This window comes from Glycomyces sp. TRM65418 (assembly GCF_019710475.1).
In the GTDB taxonomy this organism is placed as follows: Bacteria; Actinomycetota; Actinomycetes; order Mycobacteriales; family Micromonosporaceae; genus Glycomyces.
The window spans coordinates 246,195-264,515 of record NZ_JAJFAX010000006.1; the positions used below are offsets into that span (position 1 = coordinate 246,195).

The following is an 18,321-nucleotide window of genomic DNA, read 5'->3' on the forward strand; positions in this document are numbered from 1 at the left end:
GGCGCGGTCTGTTTAGACCTTCGTGTTCTTTCTAATTATCCGCGATCTTCCCGTTTCTAATGGAATTGCACCGAGCCTACGGCCTGGCGTGACATAGCGGATAGGTCTCGCGCTCAGACGTCACTGGATCCAGTCGGACAGGTTTCACCGGTTCAACGCGATTCTTAGGCGTACAGCGGCCCTATAGCGGCCCCGTCCTTCTAACCGCTAATGATTTTGATGCATACCGGCAGGTAGACGCATATTTCTCTGAGAAATGCACGTCCGCCTGAAAAGCGGAAGGTCGCTGTTGGCGAGAATACGGGTTAAGCCGCAGGTCATGGTCTGAGCCAGGAAACTCGGGGAGGAGCCGTATTCGGCCAGTTCAGGGGCGCACGGATCCGCGGCATGACCTGGGTGTGTTCCGGACTGTTCCTACCGGGTTGGAGCCGGCCAATCTGGCGACGCGGCGTCTGGTTGGAACCCTGGGTGCGCGCGCCCTACGCACCCTGTCGCGGAGAGGACGCGCACTTGCCGGAACGCGCGTGCTGGATCTTGGAACCAGGCCCTTTGTGTTGTGCTCGTCCGTCGCATGGTCTCACGGAACTTCGCCGAGCACAGGCGCAGCGAAGCCGGGGGAGAGGGCTCTCTTCGTTGCGGATGGCGTGCGTCTTCCTCGGGGAAACAGAGGCACGCAGCGAGGCGCGGATGGCTTCGTCATGGCCCTGGCGGTCCGGCCGGGCAGCCAAAAAGACCGCCATTGGGAGCGGAAAACTAAGCTTGATTTTTAACCTTTCAGCGATCGAGGGCGCCAGGGGAGTCGGTGTCTTGCCTGCTCAACCCTCCTACCTCGCTGCGTTCGACGGCCGCCTAGCGTTTCGAGACACCGGCCGCTCGAAACGATGCGTTATCGGTGTTCCATAACTCCGCGCTGGCCGATCGGTCATATCAAGCATGGCGCGATCTCGTCGGTTGCCGTCGGCCGGCACGCTGAGCAGCGCCGACGAGGACCGATGGCACCCTGCCCGATCGGGGTGCAGCGCCACCGATTCCCACTGCGAACGCCGCAGCCGACGGGAAAGAGGTTAAAAATCAAGCTAGTGACGTTGTGGTTGGGAGGGTGGATTCGATTTGGTGTGGTGGCAGTGGTGCGCTGATGGGCCGGGTTCGGTGGTAGGGGGCCGACAGCTCGAGTGCGGCCGACCCCCGCCGAGCTGGGTCAGCTGTGCCAGTAGTCGGTGAAAGTGAAGCAGCCCTGGTAGTCGTCGGGTGGGGTGGTGAAGTACCGGTTAGTGCCGGTCTCCCATTCCACCGAGCCGTTCGGGGCGACCTTGATGTACTTGAACTCGAAGTAGGTGTCGGCGGGGAGATAGATGTTCTCGCCCCACCATGGGTAGTGGTCCGCGGCGAGGTGTGCGTCAGCGGTTGGTCTCCAGTCGCCGAGTTCATTGAGGGATCCGGTGATGTAGACCTGTTGGCCGTACCAGGTGGTGGCGTTCACGTTCACGTTGACGCAGACTTTGCCATCACCGGGCCCCCCGGGGTTGCCAGGGTTGCCGGGCGCTTCACAGGCGCCGTCGACGTAGGGGGCGCCGATGTGGATGGCGAGAGCCTTGTTCGCGGCCACGGTGGCGGTGAAAGTACCGCTAGCGCCTACGGTGATGGTGTTGCCGCCGAGGATGTTGCAGTACTGGCCGGCGGGCATGGAGGTGGTGAAGGTGGCGTTGATCGAGGAGGACTCGTTGTTGAGGACGATGTACCCGGCGTTGCCGCGGCCGAAGCCGAGGGCGTCCTCGTCGTTGTGCCACTTGTTGTTCACGCCGGTGCCGGCGACGGATTCGCGGAAGGCAGCCATGCCGGCGAAGTAGGCGCCGCGGTGCTGGCAGACCCATCGGCCGGTGATCGCGTCGCAGTCGACGTCGGCCACGTCGGAGTTGGCGCCGCCGACGAGGTTGGGGCCCTGGTCTTTGTTGCTGTAGGAGTAGTCCGACATCTGCGAGGGGACACCGTAGTCGTAGGCCATCATGTAGGCGTTGGCGAGCAGGTAGTCGCTGCCGCCGGTGAAGTAGTTGAGGTAGTTGGCGGCGTCGCCGGCCCGCGGCGTGTCGTGGTTCTGCACGAACACCTGAGCCTTGTCGTCGGGCGACAGGCCCCAGCTCTCAGCGAGGTTGAGCAGATACGAGGTCTTGGAGTCACCGGCGAAGTGGTTCTTCATCCAACGCGAGAAGTCGAACTGCTGGACCGTGCCCGAGCCGTAGTACTCGCTGGGTTTGATCGGCTCGTTCGAGTCCTTGGCGTAGATGACCTCATGGGTGACGTACGGGTCGCCGTCGAGGCGGCCCAGGATGTTCTCCAGGTCGGCGGCGGGGATGTGCTTGGCGGCGTCGACGCGGAAGCCGACCACGCCGAGATCGAGCAGGTCCTGGAGGTAGGCGGCGATGGTGGCGCGCACGTCGTCCTGCTCGGTGGCGAGGTCGTTGAGGCCGACCAGGTGGCAGTTCTGGACCTGCCAGCGGTTGGTGTAGTCCGAGATCTCGCAGTAGGAGGAGCCGGTGGAGTGGAAGTCGGAGGCGTCGTAGCCGGCTGCGGGGTAGTGGAACTGGCGGTACTCGCTGCCCGCCTGGCCGTGGCGGGTCGAAGTGGAACCGGCGGCCATGTGGTTGATGACGACGTCGGCGACGATGCCGACGCCTTCGGCCGCGCAGGTGTCGACCATGTTCTCGAACTCGGCACGGGTGCCCAGGCGCGAGTCGAGCTTGTAGCTGACCGGCTGGTACTGGATCCACCAGTTGTCCGGTGTGTTCGTGTCGGAGGCGAGGATGTGCTCCTGGGGCGGGGAGATCTTGATGTGGGTGTAGCCCGAGTCGCCGAGGAAGTCGGTGCATTCCTGGGCGATCGAGTTCCAGTTCCACTCGAACAGCTCGATGATCGACGAGTCGCCGGTGACGGCCGGAGCCGCAGCGGCCTCGACCTCTTGGGCGGTCGCGGGTGCGGTGACGGCGGCGAGCGCACCGGCTGCGACGGCGAAGGCACTGGCGAGCGCCGTCGCCCGTCGGCCGTGGCGTGGTTGGCTCAATGACATGTGAGGGTTCTCCGTTCTAACCGTCCTGCAAGTTTTTGCATTCAACGTCGTAACGGACGCATATTTGTATTGAAACTTGCGGATATTGCAAAGAGTATGCAGGCGCCTGTGCGATGTCAAGCACCGATCGTGTGCGGCCATGCCTCGGTCGGGAGAGCGACACCTCCGTCCTCCTGAGAGTGCGAACTCGGCTTCAGGTCCGCCATCGCCTGCTGGCCGCGCCTTCGCTGCTGGCCATGGCGGATCTCAGGGATGATCTGCGCCGTTTGCTGCTGGCAGAGCGCGGCTGCGGTCGTCCCTTGATTCCCTCGCTCGAGGCCGCGTTCAGCGGCGCTTCGGCTCGGCGAGGGCGATGACCGGGTGCTGCCCGGACAGGCTGAGTTGATGGCGCTCGACGAGGTTCCAAGCCGATCGCTCGGTCTCGAAGTCGCGCAACAGCTCCGGCGGCACCAGGCACACGAGCCGCCCGTCTGCGGCGATGACCCGCCGCCACGCTGCCAAGAGCGCGGGGAAGCGCTGCACCGTGGCGACCTGGCGTCCCCAAGCCGGATTGGTCACGATCCGGTCGATGCTGCCGGTGGGCATCGGCAGCCGGGCGGCATTGGACTTCGTGAACGCGATGCCGGTGAGGTGCTGCGCGTTGCGCGCAGCAGCGGCGAGTGCCTCCGCGTTGAGGTCTGAACCGATGAAGTCGCTGCTGGGAGCGAGTCCTCGGGCCTCGACGAGGATCGTTCCGGCTCCGCAGCAGGGATCAAGGACGGTCATCCCCGTTTCAATCCCGGCGAGCCGGGCCGTGGCCGCCGCGACCGGCGGGTGCAGCGTGCCGGGAATCGATGCGGTCTTCCAGGCCCGGCGGTGGAGAGGCGGGCGACGGCCCCGGTAGCCGAGCAGGAGCCCCTCGGGCGACAGCACCGCGCGCCATTCGGCGGCACCGACCGGAGGCCGGTTGCCGCCGCTGCGGGAGGCGAACCGGGCGCCGAGCCGCTCGGACAGAAATGAGCCGATCACGTCCTCGAGGTCATGTCGGTTGTAGGTGCGCCGACCGATCATCGATGCCGAGACGGTGAGCACCGGATCGCCGCGCTCGAAGTCGGACTTGGCCGGCTTCAGGTCGGCGGCGTCGAGCAGAGGGCGCAGGCGCTGCAGATCCGCTTTGGTGGGACCGGGGTCGACGGTCTGTGCTATCTGAATGAGCAGGTCGTCGACCGTACGAGGACGATCGGCCGAGCAAAGCTCCGGAGCAGTGAGCAGTACCTGGCGCTTCTGGACGGAAACGACTCGGCACCCGAGTTCGGTGAGTTCTGCCGCTGTGATGTGCTCGAGTCCGTGGACCGTGCTAGCAAAGAGATTCCGCTGTTCCGGTGTTTCGGGCGTGGACGGGCCCACCGTCGAAGGACGGTTTGGTGACATGACAAGGCTCCCGGTGAGCGATCTGGAGCGGTGGGCAGCCGCACCACATCGCTAGCCACGGGGTTTCCCTCTGGACGGCTAGCGGAGCGCTAACCGAGGCGGAAGAAGCTGCATGTCACGGCGCCATGCTAACTCACCCGAAGGAGGCCCTTGCATCGGCTTGCGCGGTCCAGGGCTCGGGGCGTGAGACTGCAGAAGAGTCAGGTCGTATCGCCGGCGTGCTCCGCGTGGCCGCGAGCGTGACGTTCCGATTCCCAGCAAACGTGCCTGGGGGCATGCGGGTAGCCGTGTTCGTCGGAGTTCGCTTCATCGGTGAGGCACGTGAAACCGTCGAGATTGAGCCCATGCTGGTATCCGACTGGCGAATTGGCGGTTCAGGACGGGGGGACGTCATCCAATACTGGCTCCCCACGCGCTGGACGGGCAAGAGCTACACGAGGAGTTCTTATTCGCCGACGATTGCGAGACCGTCGCCAGGGGGTGGGCGATCAGGCTCTGGGGACGTCGGCCGGCGTCGCGCCGAGCCTGCGCGCCGCCTTTGCTCCGAGGCTGGTGTCGATGTGGCGGCGCATGATGTCGGCGGCGCCTTCGGTGTCGCCGGCTACGACACAGTCGACGAGCGCCTGGTTCTCGTGTGTCTTCTGGTCGCGTTCCGCTTGGCTGCGAACCACTTCGAGTCCGAGGCGCCGGTAGCGGTCGGCCTTGTCCCACAGGCCGTCGAGGGTGTTGATGAGCAGGTCGTTGTGGGACGCGCGGTAGACGGTGGCGTGGAAGTGGCGGTGCGCGACGAGGTCGACCACGGTGGAAGTCCGCCGGGACCGTGTGGAAAGCCAGCGGGAGTCCACTCTGCTGGAATCCTGGGACGCCGACGCGCGCTCACGGAACTACTACTACTTCTTGGGCTCTGTTGCGGCATGGATCCAGCAGAGGGTCGGCGGCCTGCGCCTCCTGGACCCTGGTTGGCAGAGGTTTGAGGTAGCTCCGATCGACGATCCACGAGTCACCCGTGCCGGCATTAGCCACCGGACACCGCTCGGTGAAGCGGCGGTCCAATGGGAGCACGGACCTGGTGGTTGGAAGGTCATCGTCGATGTGCCCCAGGGAGCGACGGCATGCGTCTTCATCGCCAATGCGCATCGCGAGCTCACTGCAGGCCATCATGTCCTTCACCTCGACGGATGAGCTGGTGCCCGTTACTGGCACGCCGACCCGCGCAATCTGTTCGGCCAACGCGCTTCTATGCCGAACGCTTTGCCGCTGAACATCGCGGCCGCAACCACTGAGAGTTCGAGAGCCAATTTGAGGGCTCGGTGGCTCGTGATTGGTGCCCTCGGCGGTGTCGCCGCTTATTAGAGTCGACGTTCGACTCAGTCCGTGTCGGGGTTGATCGTCGCGGCCGCGGCGATGATGACGTGGACGCCCGCGTCGGAGAACGGCAGGAGCTGCTTGTTGGTGGCGCCGTCGTCGGTGATGAGGGTCCAGTCCTCGCCGAGGCGGGTCCAGGCGTGGAACGGCGCGATCCCCAGCTTGGAGCTGTCCGCGAGGACGACGACCTCGTCGCTGGCGCGCACCATAAGCTCCTTGAGGCGGGCCTGCTCGCGGTCGGCCTCGCAGATGCCGCGCTGCGCGTCGACGCCGTCGGCCCCGAGGAAGACCTTGTCGAAGGTCATCCGTTCGAGCGCGGCCTCGGCGATCGGGCCGACCATGCTGTCGCTCATGGTGCGCAGACGCCCCCCGAGACATTCGACGACGACCCCCGGTGCGGACGAGAGGGCCTGCATCGTGTGGAGGGCGGCGGTGACCACGGTGAGTGGGCCGCGATCGTGCACGGCGTGAGCGAGTTGGAGGACCGTGGAGCCGCCGTCGAAGAGCAGGACCTCGCCGTCGTCGATGAGTTCGGCCGCCCGTGCGCTGACGGCAGTCTTCTGGGCGGTCGACTCCTGCAGGCGCTCGCGCAGCGACGACTCCGGATGGGCGACCGCCGGGATGGCGCCGCCGTAGGTCCGCGCGAGGCGTCCGTCGGCGTGCAGGCGGGCCAGATCCCGGCGGATGGTCGAAGGCGAGATGCCGAACTGCTCGGCGAGTTCTTCCACAGAGGCAAGTCCAGTGCGCGAAGCGAGTTCGACGATCAACTCGCGGCGCCGTGCGGCCGAAGGCGGCTTCTCCATGCGATCAGCGTACACAATCCGCCGACTCCTGAATGCGCGAATCGCGCATCTACTTGCGCGATTCGCGCAATATGGCGTATGGTGGTGCGCACTGCGGGCGTGACGCCCGTCGAGCCCCCCGTCAAAGGAGACAGCAGTGGCATCGCAGACCGCAACCGCGGCCGAACCGTTCGACCCCTACGCCCTCGACCCCGCCAACGTGATGGAACCTCCGCGCACGCTGCGCAAACGATTCCGCTACCTCGGTCCGGGCCTCATCCTCTCCGCCGCCGTCGTCGGCTCCGGCGAACTGATCACGACCACCGCGCTCGGATCGCAGGCCGGCTTCGTCCTGCTCTGGCTCGTGGTCGTCTCGACCGCGGTCAAGGTGTGGGTCCAGGTCGAACTCGCGACCTGGTCGATCCTCACCGGCCAGACCGCCGTCCAGGGCTTCGCGCAAGTCAAACCGCGCACTCGGCGCGGCAGCTGGGTGACGCTGCTGTGGATCGTCATGGACTTCGCGAAGATCCTCCAGCGCGGCGGCATCATCGGCGGGGTCGCGGCCTGCCTGTCCATCATGTTCCCCGTCATGGGCGAGCCGCTGGAATTCCCGTCGCTCGCGTTCTGGACCGGCATCGCGCTCGTCGCCACCGTGGCGCTCCTGATCACCAGCAAGTACGGCGTCATCGAGCGGCTCGCCTTCGTCTCGGTCGTGCTGTTCACCCTGATCACCGTCGCGCTGGCGCTCGGGCTGCCGGTGACGCCGTTCTCGTACTCGGCCGACGACGTGCTGGGCGGCCTCTCGTTCGCGCTCCCGGTGGCCGCCATCGGCTTCGCGGTGGCGATGTTCGGGCTCACCGGCGTGGGCGCCGACGAGATGACGACCTACACGTTCTGGGTCCTGGAGAAGGGCTACGGGCGCTGGACCGGGCCGGACGACGGCACCGAGGAGCGCGCGGTCCGCGCCGAGGGCTGGATCAAGGTCATGCGGCTCGACGCGCTCGTCTCCTGGCTCACGTGCACCCTCTGCACGCTGTCGTTCTACGTCATCGGTGCGGCGGTGCTGCATCCGCAGGGCCTGGTCCCGGAGGGCAACGAGATGATCTCGACCCTCTCGCGGATGTACACCGACCTGCTCGGATCCTGGGCGCAGTGGGTGTTCCTCATCGGCGCGTTCTTCGTCCTGTGGTCGACCTTCGTCGCCTCGACGGCCTCGGTGCCGCGGTTGTGGACGAACACCCTCGGCGTGCTGGGCGTCTTCGACTGGTCGAACGTGCGCGTCCGCGAGCGGATCATCCGCGTGCTCACGATCTGCTACCCCGTCATCTGGGCGGCGAGCTTCCTCATCGTGCAGTCGCCGGTCCTCATGGTCATGATCGGCGGCATCGCCTCCGGCCTCTTCCTCATCGCGGTCGTCATCGCCGTGTGGGTCCTGCGTCGGCAGGTCGATCGCCGCTACCGTCGAAGCCCGGTCTGGACGGTCATGCTGACGGTGTCGAGCGTGGCCATCGGGCTGCTCGGGACCTACACGGTCGCGACCATCTTCGGATTCACGATCGGCTGAGAGGGAGCACATGCGAGTACTCGTCACGACCCCGACCTTCGGCGCGCAGTCGCCTGACCCGTGGTCGGTGCTGTCGGACGCCGGGATCGAAGCCGTGCGCCCCGGCGCGGCCCACCCGCTCGACGCCGGCGCACTCGCCCGGGAGGCCGAAGGCTGCGACGCCCTCATCGTCGGCCTGGACGACGTGCGCGGAGCGGTCCTGGAGTCGCCGACCTTGAAGGTGATCGCCAAGCACGGCGTCGGGGTCGACAACATCGACGTGGAAGCCGCTGCGGCGAAGGGCATCACCGTCGTCAACGCGCCCGGCTCCAATGCCGGCGGCGTCGCCGACCTGACGTTCGCGCTCATCCTCGCGGTCGCGCGGCGCCTCCCCGAAGCCGACGCGTCCTGCCGCCGCGGCGAGTGGCACCGGTTCCCTGGCATCGAACTCGCGGGAAAGACCCTCGCCATTCTCGGCTACGGTCGCATCGGACGCGCCGTCGCCATGCGCGCGAAGGCATTCGGACTCAATGTCGTCGCCTACGATCCCTTCGTGCCCGCTGACGCCTTCGGCGACCACGCGCGGCCCGTCGGTCTCGACGAGGCTCTGGCCGCGGCCGACATCGTCTCGCTCCACCTGCCCGGCGGCGGGCCCCCGGTCCTCGACCGCGAGGCGCTGGAGTCGCTGCGTGCCGGCACGATCGTCGTCAACGCCGCCCGCGGCGACCTCGTCGACGAGACCGCGCTCGCCGAGCTGCTCGAAACCGGTCGGCTCGGCGGCGCGGCGCTCGACGCCACCGCCGTCGAGCCGCTGCCCGCCGATAGCCCGCTGCTGCGCGCGCCCAACCTCATCCTCACACCCCACATTGGCGCTCAGACCGACCTCGCCAACCGCGCCATGGGCGTGCTCGTCGCCGAGGACGTCGTCCGCGTCCTGCGCGGAGCAACGCCGCGCAACCCCGTGGCCCCCAAGGAAGGACACACTCCATGACCACCACACCGCCATTCGGCCCGGTCGTGCTCGGCTCGATGACGTTCGGCGACACCGTGGACGAGACGGCCGCGGCCGAGATCCTCGCGCTCGCCGCCGAGGCCGGCGTCCGGATGATCGACACCGCCAACGCCTACGCGGGCGGCGAGACCGAGCGGATGCTCAACCGCCTGTTGGCCGCCGACCCGGACCGCTTCCTGATCGCCACCAAAGCCGGCATGCCGCACCCGGACGCCGACGGCCGCCCGCTCCTTTCTCCCGCCGCGCTGCGCGCGAGCCTCGAAGGCAGCCTGAAGCGGCTCGGACGCGACCGCGTCGACCTGTTCTACCTGCACCAGCCCGACCGCGAGACGCCGATCGAGCAGACGCTCACCGCGGTCGGTGAGCTCCTGGCCGAGGGCGTCATCGGCGCCTACGGCGTCTCGAACTACGCGGCATGGCAGATCGCCCAGATTCAGGCGACCGCCGATCGCCTTGTCATTGCACGGCCCGTCGTCGCCCAACAGCTCTACAACCTCGTCGCCCGCGGCATCGAGGCCGAGTACGCCGAGTTCGCACAGTCCACCGGGGTGTCCACGATGGTCTACAACCCGCTCGGCGGCGGCATGCTGGTCGGCAGGCACCGCTTCGCCGAGCGCCCCACCGAAGGACGCTTCGTGACCTCGCGGCTCGCCACGATGTACACCGACCGGTACTGGAACGAGCAGCTGTTCGCCGCGATCGAGGCACTGGCGCGGATCGCCGAGGACGCTGGGATCTCGCTCGTCGAGCTCTCACTGCGCTGGCTCGTCGGCAAGCCCGTCACCGACGCGGTCCTCGTCGGCGGCTCGGCCCCGCACCAGATCGACTCGAACCTCGCCCTGCTCGCCAAAGGACCACTGCCCCAGGACGTCGTCGCCGCGTGCGACGAGGTGGGGCGGACGCTGCGCGGCCCGATGCCCGCCTACAACCGATGAGAAGAGACGACATGCACCATTCATCCTTCGTGGACACCATGCGCGACGGCGGCACCGCGGTCGGCTACTGGACCGTGCTCGACTCGCCCGTCGCGACCGAGCGGGTCTCGATGACCGGCTACGACTACATCGGCATCGACGCCCAGCACGGGCTGATGGGCTACGACGGCGTCCTGCGCAACCTCATGGCGGTCGACGCCGGGCGCGGCGCGGCAGGCGTCGTCCGCGTGGCGGCGAACGATCCCGTCTGCATCGGTCAGGCACTGGACGCCGGGGCCCTGGGTGTCATCGTGCCGCTGATCGACACCGTTGCCGACGCGGCTGCCGCGGTCCAGGCCGCGCGATACGCCGGGCGGCGCTCGTACGGTCCGATGCGGTCCGGCCTCCGCGTCGGACCGCGCCCCGCCGACGCTGATCGCCAGATCCTCGTGTTCGTCATGATCGAGACCGAGGAGGGGCTCGCGAACGTTGAGGAGATCGCACGGGTGGACGGCGTCGATGGCCTCTACATCGGCCCCTCCGACCTCATGCTGGCGGTCGGCGGCGCATACCCCGGCGATCCCGAGCACACCGACGCGCTCGAAGCCGCCGTCGAGCGCACGCGCACGGCGGCAAACGCGGCCGGGATCGTCCCGGCCATCCACACCCTCGACGGGGCGGCCGCCCGTCGCAGGCTTGCGGCCGGCTTCCGCATGGTCACGATCGCCTCGGACCTGACCCACCTCGAAGCGGCCGCTCGCAGCCACCTCGCGGCCGCGAAGGAGTGAGGACCGCGATGCCAAGCTCGAAGCCCTCTGCCGACGGGTCCGCCGTGGCGATCGTCGCCGACGACATGACCGGAGCCGCCGACTGCGTCCTGGCGTTCGGCGAGGCGGGCTGGCTCGCGCACCTCGAGCTCGGCAACGGCTGGACACCGTTCCCCGGCAACGGGCCCCACGTGGCCGCAGCGCTTTCGACTGATGCGCGCGCGTTGAGCGAGAGCGCCGCCTGTGATGCCACGGAACGCGCCGTTCGCGCGGCCCGTGAAGCCGGAGCGGACCGCATCTACTTGAAAGTGGACAGCACCGGACGCGGATCGCTGGCGGCCCAGATCGACGGCGCCCGTGCGGCCTTCGCCGACACCATCGGCCTGCTCATCCTGATCTGCCCGGCCTACCCCGCCCTGGGCAGGACCGTCGGCTCCGGGCGCCTGCTCGTGAACGACGTTGAAGCGGCAGCGGGCGCCGCCGGAGCTGACCCGATCACGCCGCTGCGATCGAGCGACCTCACCGCGCTCGTCCCCGGCGCGCGGGCGATCGGAGGGGCGCCGGAAGGCATCCCTCCCGAATGGACCGGAGCGGTCGTCCTCGACGGCGCCACGGACGGCGACCTGGAACGCATCGCGCAAGCCGTCGCCGCGTCCGAACGACGGCGTCCGGTGCTCGCGGTCGGCTCGGCGGGGCTGGCTCGCGCGCTCGCGCGCGTATGGCACCCGGCCCCGCACGAGGTGGCCGTCGCCGCGCCGAGGACCGACCTCGTGGTCGTGTCCTCGTTGCATCCGGCCAGCCGAGCCCAGATCGCGCACGCCCGCGCTCGCGGCGCGATCCACGAGGAACTCGACGTCCCGCGCTTGAGCGACGAACAGCTGCAGTCCGCGATCCGGGCGCTGCTGGAGTCGGAGGGTCCCGTCATCGTGTCGACGAAGGCGGAGCGCCTCCCCGGTGCCCAAGGGGCAGAAGCGCAGCGGATCGCACGGCGACTCGGCGCCGCCGCTTCGCGGGCCGTCGCCGCCGCGCGACCGCGAACCATCGGAATCGTCGGCGGCGACGGCGCGGCCGCCCTGCTCACCGCGTTCGGCGCTCACCGCGCGATCGTGGCGGGCCGGATCGCACCCGGTATCCCGCTTCTGCATCTGCGAACCGGCCGGGCGTCACTCGACGTCTGGACCAAGGCAGGCGGGTTCGGCCCGCCGTCGCTCTTGACCGATCTCATCTTCCCGATCCGCTGACCGCACACACCACAGAGAGAACACCACTATGGACAACCTGCCTCGCCTCGCCATGACCCAAGGGGACGTCGCCGGCATCGGCCCGGAGATCATCGCCCGCGCGCTCCTCGAGCACCCCGAACTCCGGACGCGCTGCGCACCGGTGGTCGTCGGCGACGCGGACGCGATGCGCCGAGGCGCACGCCTGGCCGGACTCGACCCTGCCGCGGTCGTCTTGATCGACGATCCGCGGGACGCGGTGAACGACCCCGCGCTCATCGAAGTCGTCCAGACCGGCCCCTCGCTGGGCGACGTACCGCTCGGTGAACTGTCCGCCGCAGCGGGCGACGGCGCCTACCGCTTCGTCGTGCGCGCGTGCGACCTCGCCAAGCAGGGGAAGGTCGACGGCATCGTCACACCCCCGCTCAACAAGGCGGCGATGCACCTGGGCGGCCACCCCTACCCCGGCCACACCGAGCTGCTGGCTCACGAGTTCGGCGTGGAGAACTTCTCGCTCGTCCTCGGGGCGGGCGACCTCTACCTGTTCCACCTCACCACGCACGTCTCGCTGCGCCGGGCCATCGAGGACGTGACGCCCGAGCGCACCGACAACGTGATCGGCCTGGCGGCGGCGTTCGGCCGCGCCCTCGGCGACGACAGCCCGCGGATCGGCCTGGCCGGGCTGAACCCGCACGCGGGGGAGAACCGCCTGTTCGGCGACGAGGACGCCGACATTCTGGCCCCGGCCGTCGCTCGGGCGCGGGACCGCGGCATCGACGCCCACGGCCCGATCGCGGCCGACGCGCTCATCCCGCAGGCCGTGCGCGGCAAGTGGAACCTCGTGATCGCCTGCTACCACGACCAGGGGCACGCGCCGTTCAAGGCCGTCTACGGCGACGACGGCGTGAACATCACCGTCGGCCTGCCGGTCGTCCGCGTCTCCGTCGACCACGGGACGGCATTCGACATCGCGGGCAAGGGGATCGCACGAGAGGCCTCGCTCGTGCTCGCGGCGGAGCGGGCGGCGGAACTCGCCCCGGGATGGCATCACGTGTGGAACGAGGGCCAGCGAGTGGAACGCGGAGCCGACGCCTGAACCTGCAGGTGAGGGTTCCGGTCAGCCCTTGATCGCCCCGGTGATGACGGCCTTCGTGAAGTGCTTCTGAATGAACGGATACATGATCACGATCGGGATGATCGTGCAGATGACCGCGGCCATCTTCAGCGAAGCGGCCGGGGCGTTCTCCATGCCCGCGGAGACCGCCGCCGCCGCGGCGGCATCCTGGCCGGTCGCTCCGGTGGTGGTGAGCATCCACTGCTGGATGAGCACCTGGATCGGCTTGATCTCCAGTCCAGGGGTGTAGAGCACGGCGAGGAAGTAGGTGTTCCAGTACCCGACGGCGTAGAACAGTCCGATGACCGCCAGGACCGCCTTCGACATCGGCAGCACCACTTTGAGCAGGGTCCGGAACTCTCCGGCGCCGTCGATCCTGGCGGCGTCGATGAGCTCGACGGGGACGTTGGTCATGAAGAAGGTGCGCAGGACGATGAGGTTCCAGGAACTGAAGCACACCGGCAGGATCAGCGCCCACATGTTGTTGAGCAGCCCCAGGTCTTGAACGACCAGGTACGACGGGTACATGCCGGGGGCGAACAGGAAGGTGATGAGGATGGCGGTGAGGAGCTTGCGGTGCCACAACGAGCCCGGACGGGAGAGGCCGTAGGCCGCCGCGACCGTGAGCGTCAGGCTGATCGCGGTGCCCACAGCGGTCAGCATCAGTGTGAACAGCAGCGATTGGGTCACCGCTCCGCCGGAGAGGATCTCCCGGTAGGCCTGCAGACTCACTTCGGTGGGGAGGAAGACCATGTTGCCGCCGGCACGCGCGAGCGCTTCATCGGTGGCGAGGCTCGTGGCCAAGACGGCCCACAAGGGAATGACGATCGCGGCGGCGTAGCAGACCAGGAACAGCGCCTTGCCGACCTTGCTGGCGAGGGGCGGCTCTTCGTCCCAGACGGCGCGCCGGTTGCGACGTCTGGATGGTTTCACGGTGGTGGCGGTCATGACTTCTGATAGATCCCTTGCTCTCCGAGGCGGTGGGCGGCTTTGTTGGCGAAGAGGACGAGGATGAACCCGATGACCCCCTTGAACAGTCCGGCCGCGGTGCCGATCGATTCACCGTTCGAGGCCAGGATGGTGCGGTAGTAGACGTACGTGTCGAGCACTTCGGTCGCGCCCCAGCCGACCGCCTGCCGCTGCAGTTGGTACTGCTCGAAGCCGACGGACAGGATGCCGCCGATCTGCAGTATCAGGAGCAGCACGATCACCGGTCGAATGCCGGGCAGGGTGATGTGCCACAGCCGCTTCCGGCGGTTCGCGCCGTCGACGGCGGCCGCCTCGTACAGGGCGGGGTTGATCGACGCCAGCGCGGCCAGGAACAGGATCATGCCCCAACCGGCGTCTTTCCAGGTCCACTGCATCCAGGCCAGGAACATGAAGGTGTCGGGGTCGCGCATGATCTCGAGCCGGTCGCCGCCCAGTCCCATCAGCCAGTAGCTGAGGAGGCCGTCGCTTCCGAGCATCTGGGCGAAGACGGAGACGACCAGCACCCAAGAGAAGAAGTACGGGAGATAGACGATCGACTGGAAGACGCTCCGCAGCATGGTCGACACGACACTGTGCATGAGCAGCGCGAGGCCGATCGAGAGCGGGAAGACGAAGAGCAGCTGCGCGAGCGCGAATTTCAAGGTGTTGAGCAGCGCGCCGACGAAGTACGGATCGTCGAAGAGGATCTGGAAGTGGGTGAACCCGATGATCGGATTCTCCCAGAGCGGCCGATACGGGTTGTAGTCCATGAAGGCGATGACGCTGAATGCCGAGGGGGTGTAGAAGAAAACCGCCAACTGCACGAGTACCGGCACGGTGAGGACCACCAGCTGCCAGTCTCTCCTGAGCCGGTGGCGCAGCGGTTTCGGCCTGCGCCTCGCGGGGCCGGGTGGGGGCGGGTTGTCGGCGGTGCGGGCCACCGGTGTTGCTGTAGCTGACATGCTGGCCTCGTCGTCGCTGGGGCTGTTCGCCGATCGTTCATGCAAGTGCGGGCAAGGAGAGGGCGGGGTGCCGCCCCATTGCCGTGCGCTACTCCCCGTGGAGGGTCTTGTACGCGGTCTCGAAGAACTCGCGCGAATCGGCGCCGCCGTCGGTCCTCCAGGCCTCGACGGCCGCCTCGTACTCGCTCAGTTCGGCGCGGCCGTAGATGATGTCCTTGATCTTCTCGCCGAAGACCGTCCCAGCGGTGGACCCGGTGTCGGGGGCGACCAGGCGCAGTCCTTCGAAGATGTTCTCCTCCAAGTAGGGCTGGACCGCTTCGTCGAACGCGAAGCGCGCTTCCACATAGGATGCCGGGCCTTCGTGGAGGGTCTGGGTGACGCCGCACATGGAGGTGTAGGAGAAGGAGTCCTTGTGGGATGAGTTTCCGGCCTCGGTGAAGACGGGTCGGCCCTGGTCGTCGTACTCGAAATGCTCGCCCTCGAGCCCGTAGGTGATGAGCTCGTACTCCTTGGTTCCGAAGGGTGCCGCGACGAAGTTGCACACGTCGAGCAGTTCGGCGATCGAGTCCTCCTCCAGGTCCTTGCGGAAGAACAGCCAGCCGCCGACGCCGTAGGCGGAGTGGTACAGCGGGTCGCGTCCTTTGAAGTTGAGCGCGCCGAGCGCTCCGATCGTGAAGTCGGGGTTGGTCGTCTCGAACTCCTGGACGGTCTGGGGCCAGCGGGCGAACCCGTCCTGGTCGAACAGGACGTCGCCGGCGTTGAAGGCGAGCTTGCTCACGAAGTCGGGGTTGCCGAAGTTGGGGTGGCGCAGCTTCTCGTCGGTCTGGAGGCGCTGGAACTCGACCCATTCCTTGTACTCAGGGCGCTCGAAGTTGTGCACGAGGCCCGAACCGTCCCACATCCAGCCGTGGCCGCTGGCGAGGCCGAACCAGGCCGGCGACATCCAGTCGGTTCCGGCGAACGCCCATTTGCCGGCCCGGTCGTCCGACCAGGCGCGGGCGATCTCCAAGATTTCCTCGACGGTGGTCGGGACCGCGAAGCCGCCCGCTTCCAACAGGTCCCCCCGGTAGAAGACGCCGTTGCCCGGGCCGCCGTTGAGATGCCAGGGCACGCCGAAGATTCCGGCGGTGCCTTCAGGGTCGACGGGATCGGTCGGCCAGACCGAGTCGGCCCAGGCGGCGTCGCCGCGCCCGGCCAGGAGCGGCCAGCGCTCCGAGATGTCGCCGGAGACGATGTCGGTGATGTTCGCGAAGCTGTTGGCGACGGTCTCGTTGAAGTTGGCGTGGGCCCCGGTCATCCAGGACTGCATGAAGATCGCGTCGCCGAACTCCTGGGCCTTGATCCACTGGACCTTGGCCTCGTTGTAGCTTCCGGGGTCGTTCTGGATGAAGTCGATCCTCGTGCCGCCCGTCGCCTCCTGCATCGCGGTGTAGTAGGGGTCGTCCTTGGTGCGGAGCGGGCCCCAGTTGGGGACGTAGATCTGGTACTCGCCGGAGTTGGCGGGCGGGTTCGGAATCGCCTGGGCGACCGGATTCGGGTAGGTGAGGAAGCCGCTGGGGCGGTCCGGCGGGTCGCCGATCAGGTCCGGCTGGACCGGCAGCGGCCATTCCTTGTATGTCGGAAGGATGTCGAGGGATTCGTCGATCTCCTGGACGTTGCCTTCGCGGCCGCTGACCTCGCCGCAGGCGGAGGCGAGGGGAAGGCCGGCGAGTCCGGCGGTGCCGACGGCGGCGGCTTTGAACATCGAGCGGCGCCTGAGGGGCGACCTGCGGGAGGGAGTGTCCACGTTGCTGTCCTCATCGTCAAGAAGGGATACGGATGGGTGCAGGCATTCCACTGGTGCATCTAGATATCTAGATGCCAAGTAGATGTGAGGTACGATACACAGACTCGGATTGTTTGTCGATAGTTGCAACTAAGTCAGCGCGAACAATCGGCCTCGACAACTAGACAAAACGTATTTATAGGAAGTTATGGTATGAAAAATCAATTGGAAAATATCGATCTGGAAGAAAGATGGGAGCGAGATCCGGCGGGCCGCCCGGGGCCGAGGGCCGTAGTCCCCGAGCCGTGGCCGTCGCTTCGGAGCGTTGAACGCAGTGCCCTGCGCGAGTTGCTCATCCACGGCCCGAAGTCGCGGGCCGAGCTCGCGCGCCTACTCGGCATGTCGCCGTCGAGTCTCACCCGAGTCACGCGGACACTCGTGGAGCAAGGCTTCGTCGTGGAAGGCGCGACGGAGCTGCGCGGCGCCACCGGCAGACCCAGCGAGTTGCTCAACATCCGCCCGGGCGCGCGAAACTTCCTGGGCGTCAAGCTGACCCATGACACCCTGTTCGCCGTGGTCACCGACCTGACCGCGCAGGTGCTCACCGCTCACCAGGAACCACTGGACTCGCAGGCCGTGGGCGACGCGGTCGCTCAGCTCGACCGTGTCCACGAACTCCTTGCGGCGAGCCATCCGGACATCGCGGCGGTAGGAATCTGTCTCGCCGGCGACGTGCAGAATTCGGGCGGCCGCCAGATCGTGGTGGAATCGCCGTTCCTCGGCTGGAGTGAAGTCGCACTCGCGGATCTGGTCTGTGAACGAGTGGGGATACCGGTCATCGCGGAGAACGACGTACGCGCGCTGACCGCGGCCGAGCACTGGTTCGGTGTCGGCGCAGGCTACGAGTCGATGGCGCTGGTCACCGTCGGCACCGGCATCGGAGTGGGTCTGGTGGTGGGCGGGAGGATCGTGGACGGCGCACAGGGGAAGGCCGGCCGCCTCGACCACCTGCCCATCGACCCCGGAGGACGCAGATGCGAGCACGGCCACCGGGGCTGCCTCAGCACTTATGTCCCGAACGGGTCGATCGTCGGAGCGCTGCGCACCCCGGGGCTCGATTACGAGGCGGCGGTCGAGCTCGCCAGGAGCGGCGATCCTGCGGCCCGAATGGTCTTCGGCGAGGCCGGACACGCGCTCGGCGTTTTGGTCGCGACGATCGCGAACGCGATCGATCCGGAGAAGTTCGTGATCACCGGGGACGGCATCGCCCTCACCGAACTCGCGCGAACCGAGCTGGACGCTTCGATCGAAATACACCGGCACCACACGGGAGCCCCGATATCCATTGACATCCAGCCGTTCGAGTTCGTGGAGTGGGCCCGTGCCGGAGCCGTCGTCGCGATCCGCTCCTGCCTGCAATTCTGACGAGGCCCGGGC

15 protein-coding genes are annotated in these 18,321 nt (G+C 67.5%); 8 read left to right on the forward strand and 7 right to left on the reverse strand.

Annotation, left to right across the window (positions count from 1 at the left end):
- Positions 1-1,198: 1,198 nt before the first annotated feature.
- The 3 genes from K3N28_RS15445 to K3N28_RS15455 form a co-directional block, all read right to left on the reverse strand.
- Entirely contained in the window at positions 1,199-3,055 is a 1,857-nt protein-coding gene (locus K3N28_RS15445) for a carbohydrate-binding module family 20 domain-containing protein (RefSeq protein ID WP_228093442.1), read from the reverse strand.
- A 330-nt stretch (positions 3,056-3,385) separates the two neighbouring features.
- On the reverse strand, positions 3,386-4,447 hold the full coding sequence (locus tag K3N28_RS15450) for a methyltransferase domain-containing protein (RefSeq protein ID WP_228093443.1): 1,062 nt from the start codon (positions 4,445-4,447) through the stop codon (positions 3,386-3,388).
- Between the two features lie 512 nt (positions 4,448-4,959).
- Positions 4,960-5,271: an FCD domain-containing protein gene (locus K3N28_RS15455; protein WP_228093444.1), complete on the reverse strand. Its 312-nt coding sequence runs from the start codon at positions 5,269-5,271 to the stop codon at positions 4,960-4,962.
- Positions 5,272-5,293: 22 nt separating this feature from the next.
- On the opposite strand from K3N28_RS15455, the gene K3N28_RS23565 reads away from it, so the two are divergent.
- Positions 5,294-5,653, forward strand: coding sequence for an alpha-L-rhamnosidase C-terminal domain-containing protein (locus tag K3N28_RS23565; protein WP_374209797.1), 360 nt, complete (start codon positions 5,294-5,296; stop codon positions 5,651-5,653).
- Positions 5,654-5,838: 185 nt separating this feature from the next.
- Here K3N28_RS23565 and K3N28_RS15460 read toward each other — a convergent pair whose 3' ends face one another.
- Positions 5,839-6,639: a DeoR/GlpR family DNA-binding transcription regulator gene (locus K3N28_RS15460; RefSeq protein ID WP_228093445.1), complete on the reverse strand. Its 801-nt coding sequence runs from the start codon at positions 6,637-6,639 to the stop codon at positions 5,839-5,841.
- Between the two features lie 136 nt (positions 6,640-6,775).
- On the opposite strand from K3N28_RS15460, the gene K3N28_RS15465 reads away from it, so the two are divergent.
- From K3N28_RS15465 to pdxA, 6 genes are read left to right on the forward strand one after another with little or no spacing between them, the layout of a single operon-like run.
- Positions 6,776-8,182 (forward strand): Nramp family divalent metal transporter, encoded by a 1,407-nt coding sequence (locus K3N28_RS15465; RefSeq protein WP_228093446.1) that lies wholly within the window; start codon positions 6,776-6,778, stop codon positions 8,180-8,182.
- Positions 8,183-8,192: 10 nt separating this feature from the next.
- Entirely contained in the window at positions 8,193-9,152 is a 960-nt protein-coding gene (locus K3N28_RS15470; protein WP_228093447.1) for a phosphoglycerate dehydrogenase, read from the forward strand.
- Complete coding sequence (locus K3N28_RS15475) at positions 9,149-10,108, forward strand: aldo/keto reductase (protein WP_228093448.1); 960 nt, start codon at positions 9,149-9,151, stop codon at positions 10,106-10,108. Before K3N28_RS15470 ends, K3N28_RS15475 begins: the two co-directional genes overlap by 4 nt.
- A gap of 11 nt (positions 10,109-10,119) precedes the next feature.
- On the forward strand, positions 10,120-10,875 hold the full coding sequence (locus K3N28_RS15480; RefSeq protein ID WP_228093449.1) for an HpcH/HpaI aldolase/citrate lyase family protein: 756 nt from the start codon (positions 10,120-10,122) through the stop codon (positions 10,873-10,875).
- 8 nt (positions 10,876-10,883) lie between these two features.
- The gene (locus K3N28_RS15485) at positions 10,884-12,095 is read left to right on the forward strand and encodes a four-carbon acid sugar kinase family protein (protein ID WP_228093450.1); all 1,212 of its coding nucleotides are present in this window, start codon (positions 10,884-10,886) and stop codon (positions 12,093-12,095) included.
- A gap of 28 nt (positions 12,096-12,123) precedes the next feature.
- Complete coding sequence (gene pdxA / locus K3N28_RS15490; protein ID WP_228093451.1) at positions 12,124-13,170, forward strand: 4-hydroxythreonine-4-phosphate dehydrogenase PdxA; 1,047 nt, start codon at positions 12,124-12,126, stop codon at positions 13,168-13,170.
- Between the two features lie 21 nt (positions 13,171-13,191).
- Here the strand turns inward: pdxA and K3N28_RS15495 are convergent, their stop codons facing one another.
- From K3N28_RS15495 to K3N28_RS15505, 3 genes are all read right to left on the reverse strand, one after another.
- On the reverse strand, positions 13,192-14,136 hold the full coding sequence (locus K3N28_RS15495) for a carbohydrate ABC transporter permease (RefSeq protein ID WP_228093452.1): 945 nt from the start codon (positions 14,134-14,136) through the stop codon (positions 13,192-13,194).
- Positions 14,133-15,119 (reverse strand): sugar ABC transporter permease, encoded by a 987-nt coding sequence (locus tag K3N28_RS15500; protein ID WP_228093453.1) that lies wholly within the window; start codon positions 15,117-15,119, stop codon positions 14,133-14,135. Before K3N28_RS15500 ends, K3N28_RS15495 begins: the two co-directional genes overlap by 4 nt.
- Before the next feature lie 88 nt (positions 15,120-15,207).
- Positions 15,208-16,905 carry a hypothetical protein gene (locus tag K3N28_RS15505; protein WP_228093454.1) on the reverse strand — a complete coding sequence of 566 codons (1,698 nt, stop codon included), beginning with the start codon at positions 16,903-16,905 and terminating at the stop codon, positions 15,208-15,210.
- Between the two features lie 192 nt (positions 16,906-17,097).
- Between K3N28_RS15505 and K3N28_RS15510 the strand changes: the two genes are divergently transcribed.
- Positions 17,098-18,309, forward strand: coding sequence for an ROK family protein (locus K3N28_RS15510; protein ID WP_228093455.1), 1,212 nt, complete (start codon positions 17,098-17,100; stop codon positions 18,307-18,309).
- Positions 18,310-18,321: the final 12 nt, after the last annotated feature.

Excerpts from the sequence above, each read along its gene's own strand:
- K3N28_RS15495 (WP_228093452.1), bottom strand. The coding sequence starts at position 14,136 with ATGACCGCCACCACCGTGAAACCATCCAGACGTCGCAACCGGCGCGCC.
- K3N28_RS15475 (WP_228093448.1), top strand. The coding sequence starts at position 9,149 with ATGACCACCACACCGCCATTCGGCCCGGTCGTGCTCGGCTCGATGACG.
- K3N28_RS15460 (WP_228093445.1), bottom strand. The coding sequence starts at position 6,639 with ATGGAGAAGCCGCCTTCGGCCGCACGGCGCCGCGAGTTGATCGTCGAA.
- pdxA (WP_228093451.1), top strand. The coding sequence starts at position 12,124 with ATGGACAACCTGCCTCGCCTCGCCATGACCCAAGGGGACGTCGCCGGC.
- K3N28_RS15480 (WP_228093449.1), top strand. The coding sequence starts at position 10,120 with ATGCACCATTCATCCTTCGTGGACACCATGCGCGACGGCGGCACCGCG.
- K3N28_RS15500 (WP_228093453.1), bottom strand. The coding sequence starts at position 15,119 with ATGTCAGCTACAGCAACACCGGTGGCCCGCACCGCCGACAACCCGCCC.
- K3N28_RS15510 (WP_228093455.1), top strand. The coding sequence starts at position 17,098 with ATGAAAAATCAATTGGAAAATATCGATCTGGAAGAAAGATGGGAGCGA.
- K3N28_RS15470 (WP_228093447.1), top strand. The coding sequence starts at position 8,193 with ATGCGAGTACTCGTCACGACCCCGACCTTCGGCGCGCAGTCGCCTGAC.
- K3N28_RS15485 (WP_228093450.1), top strand. The coding sequence starts at position 10,884 with ATGCCAAGCTCGAAGCCCTCTGCCGACGGGTCCGCCGTGGCGATCGTC.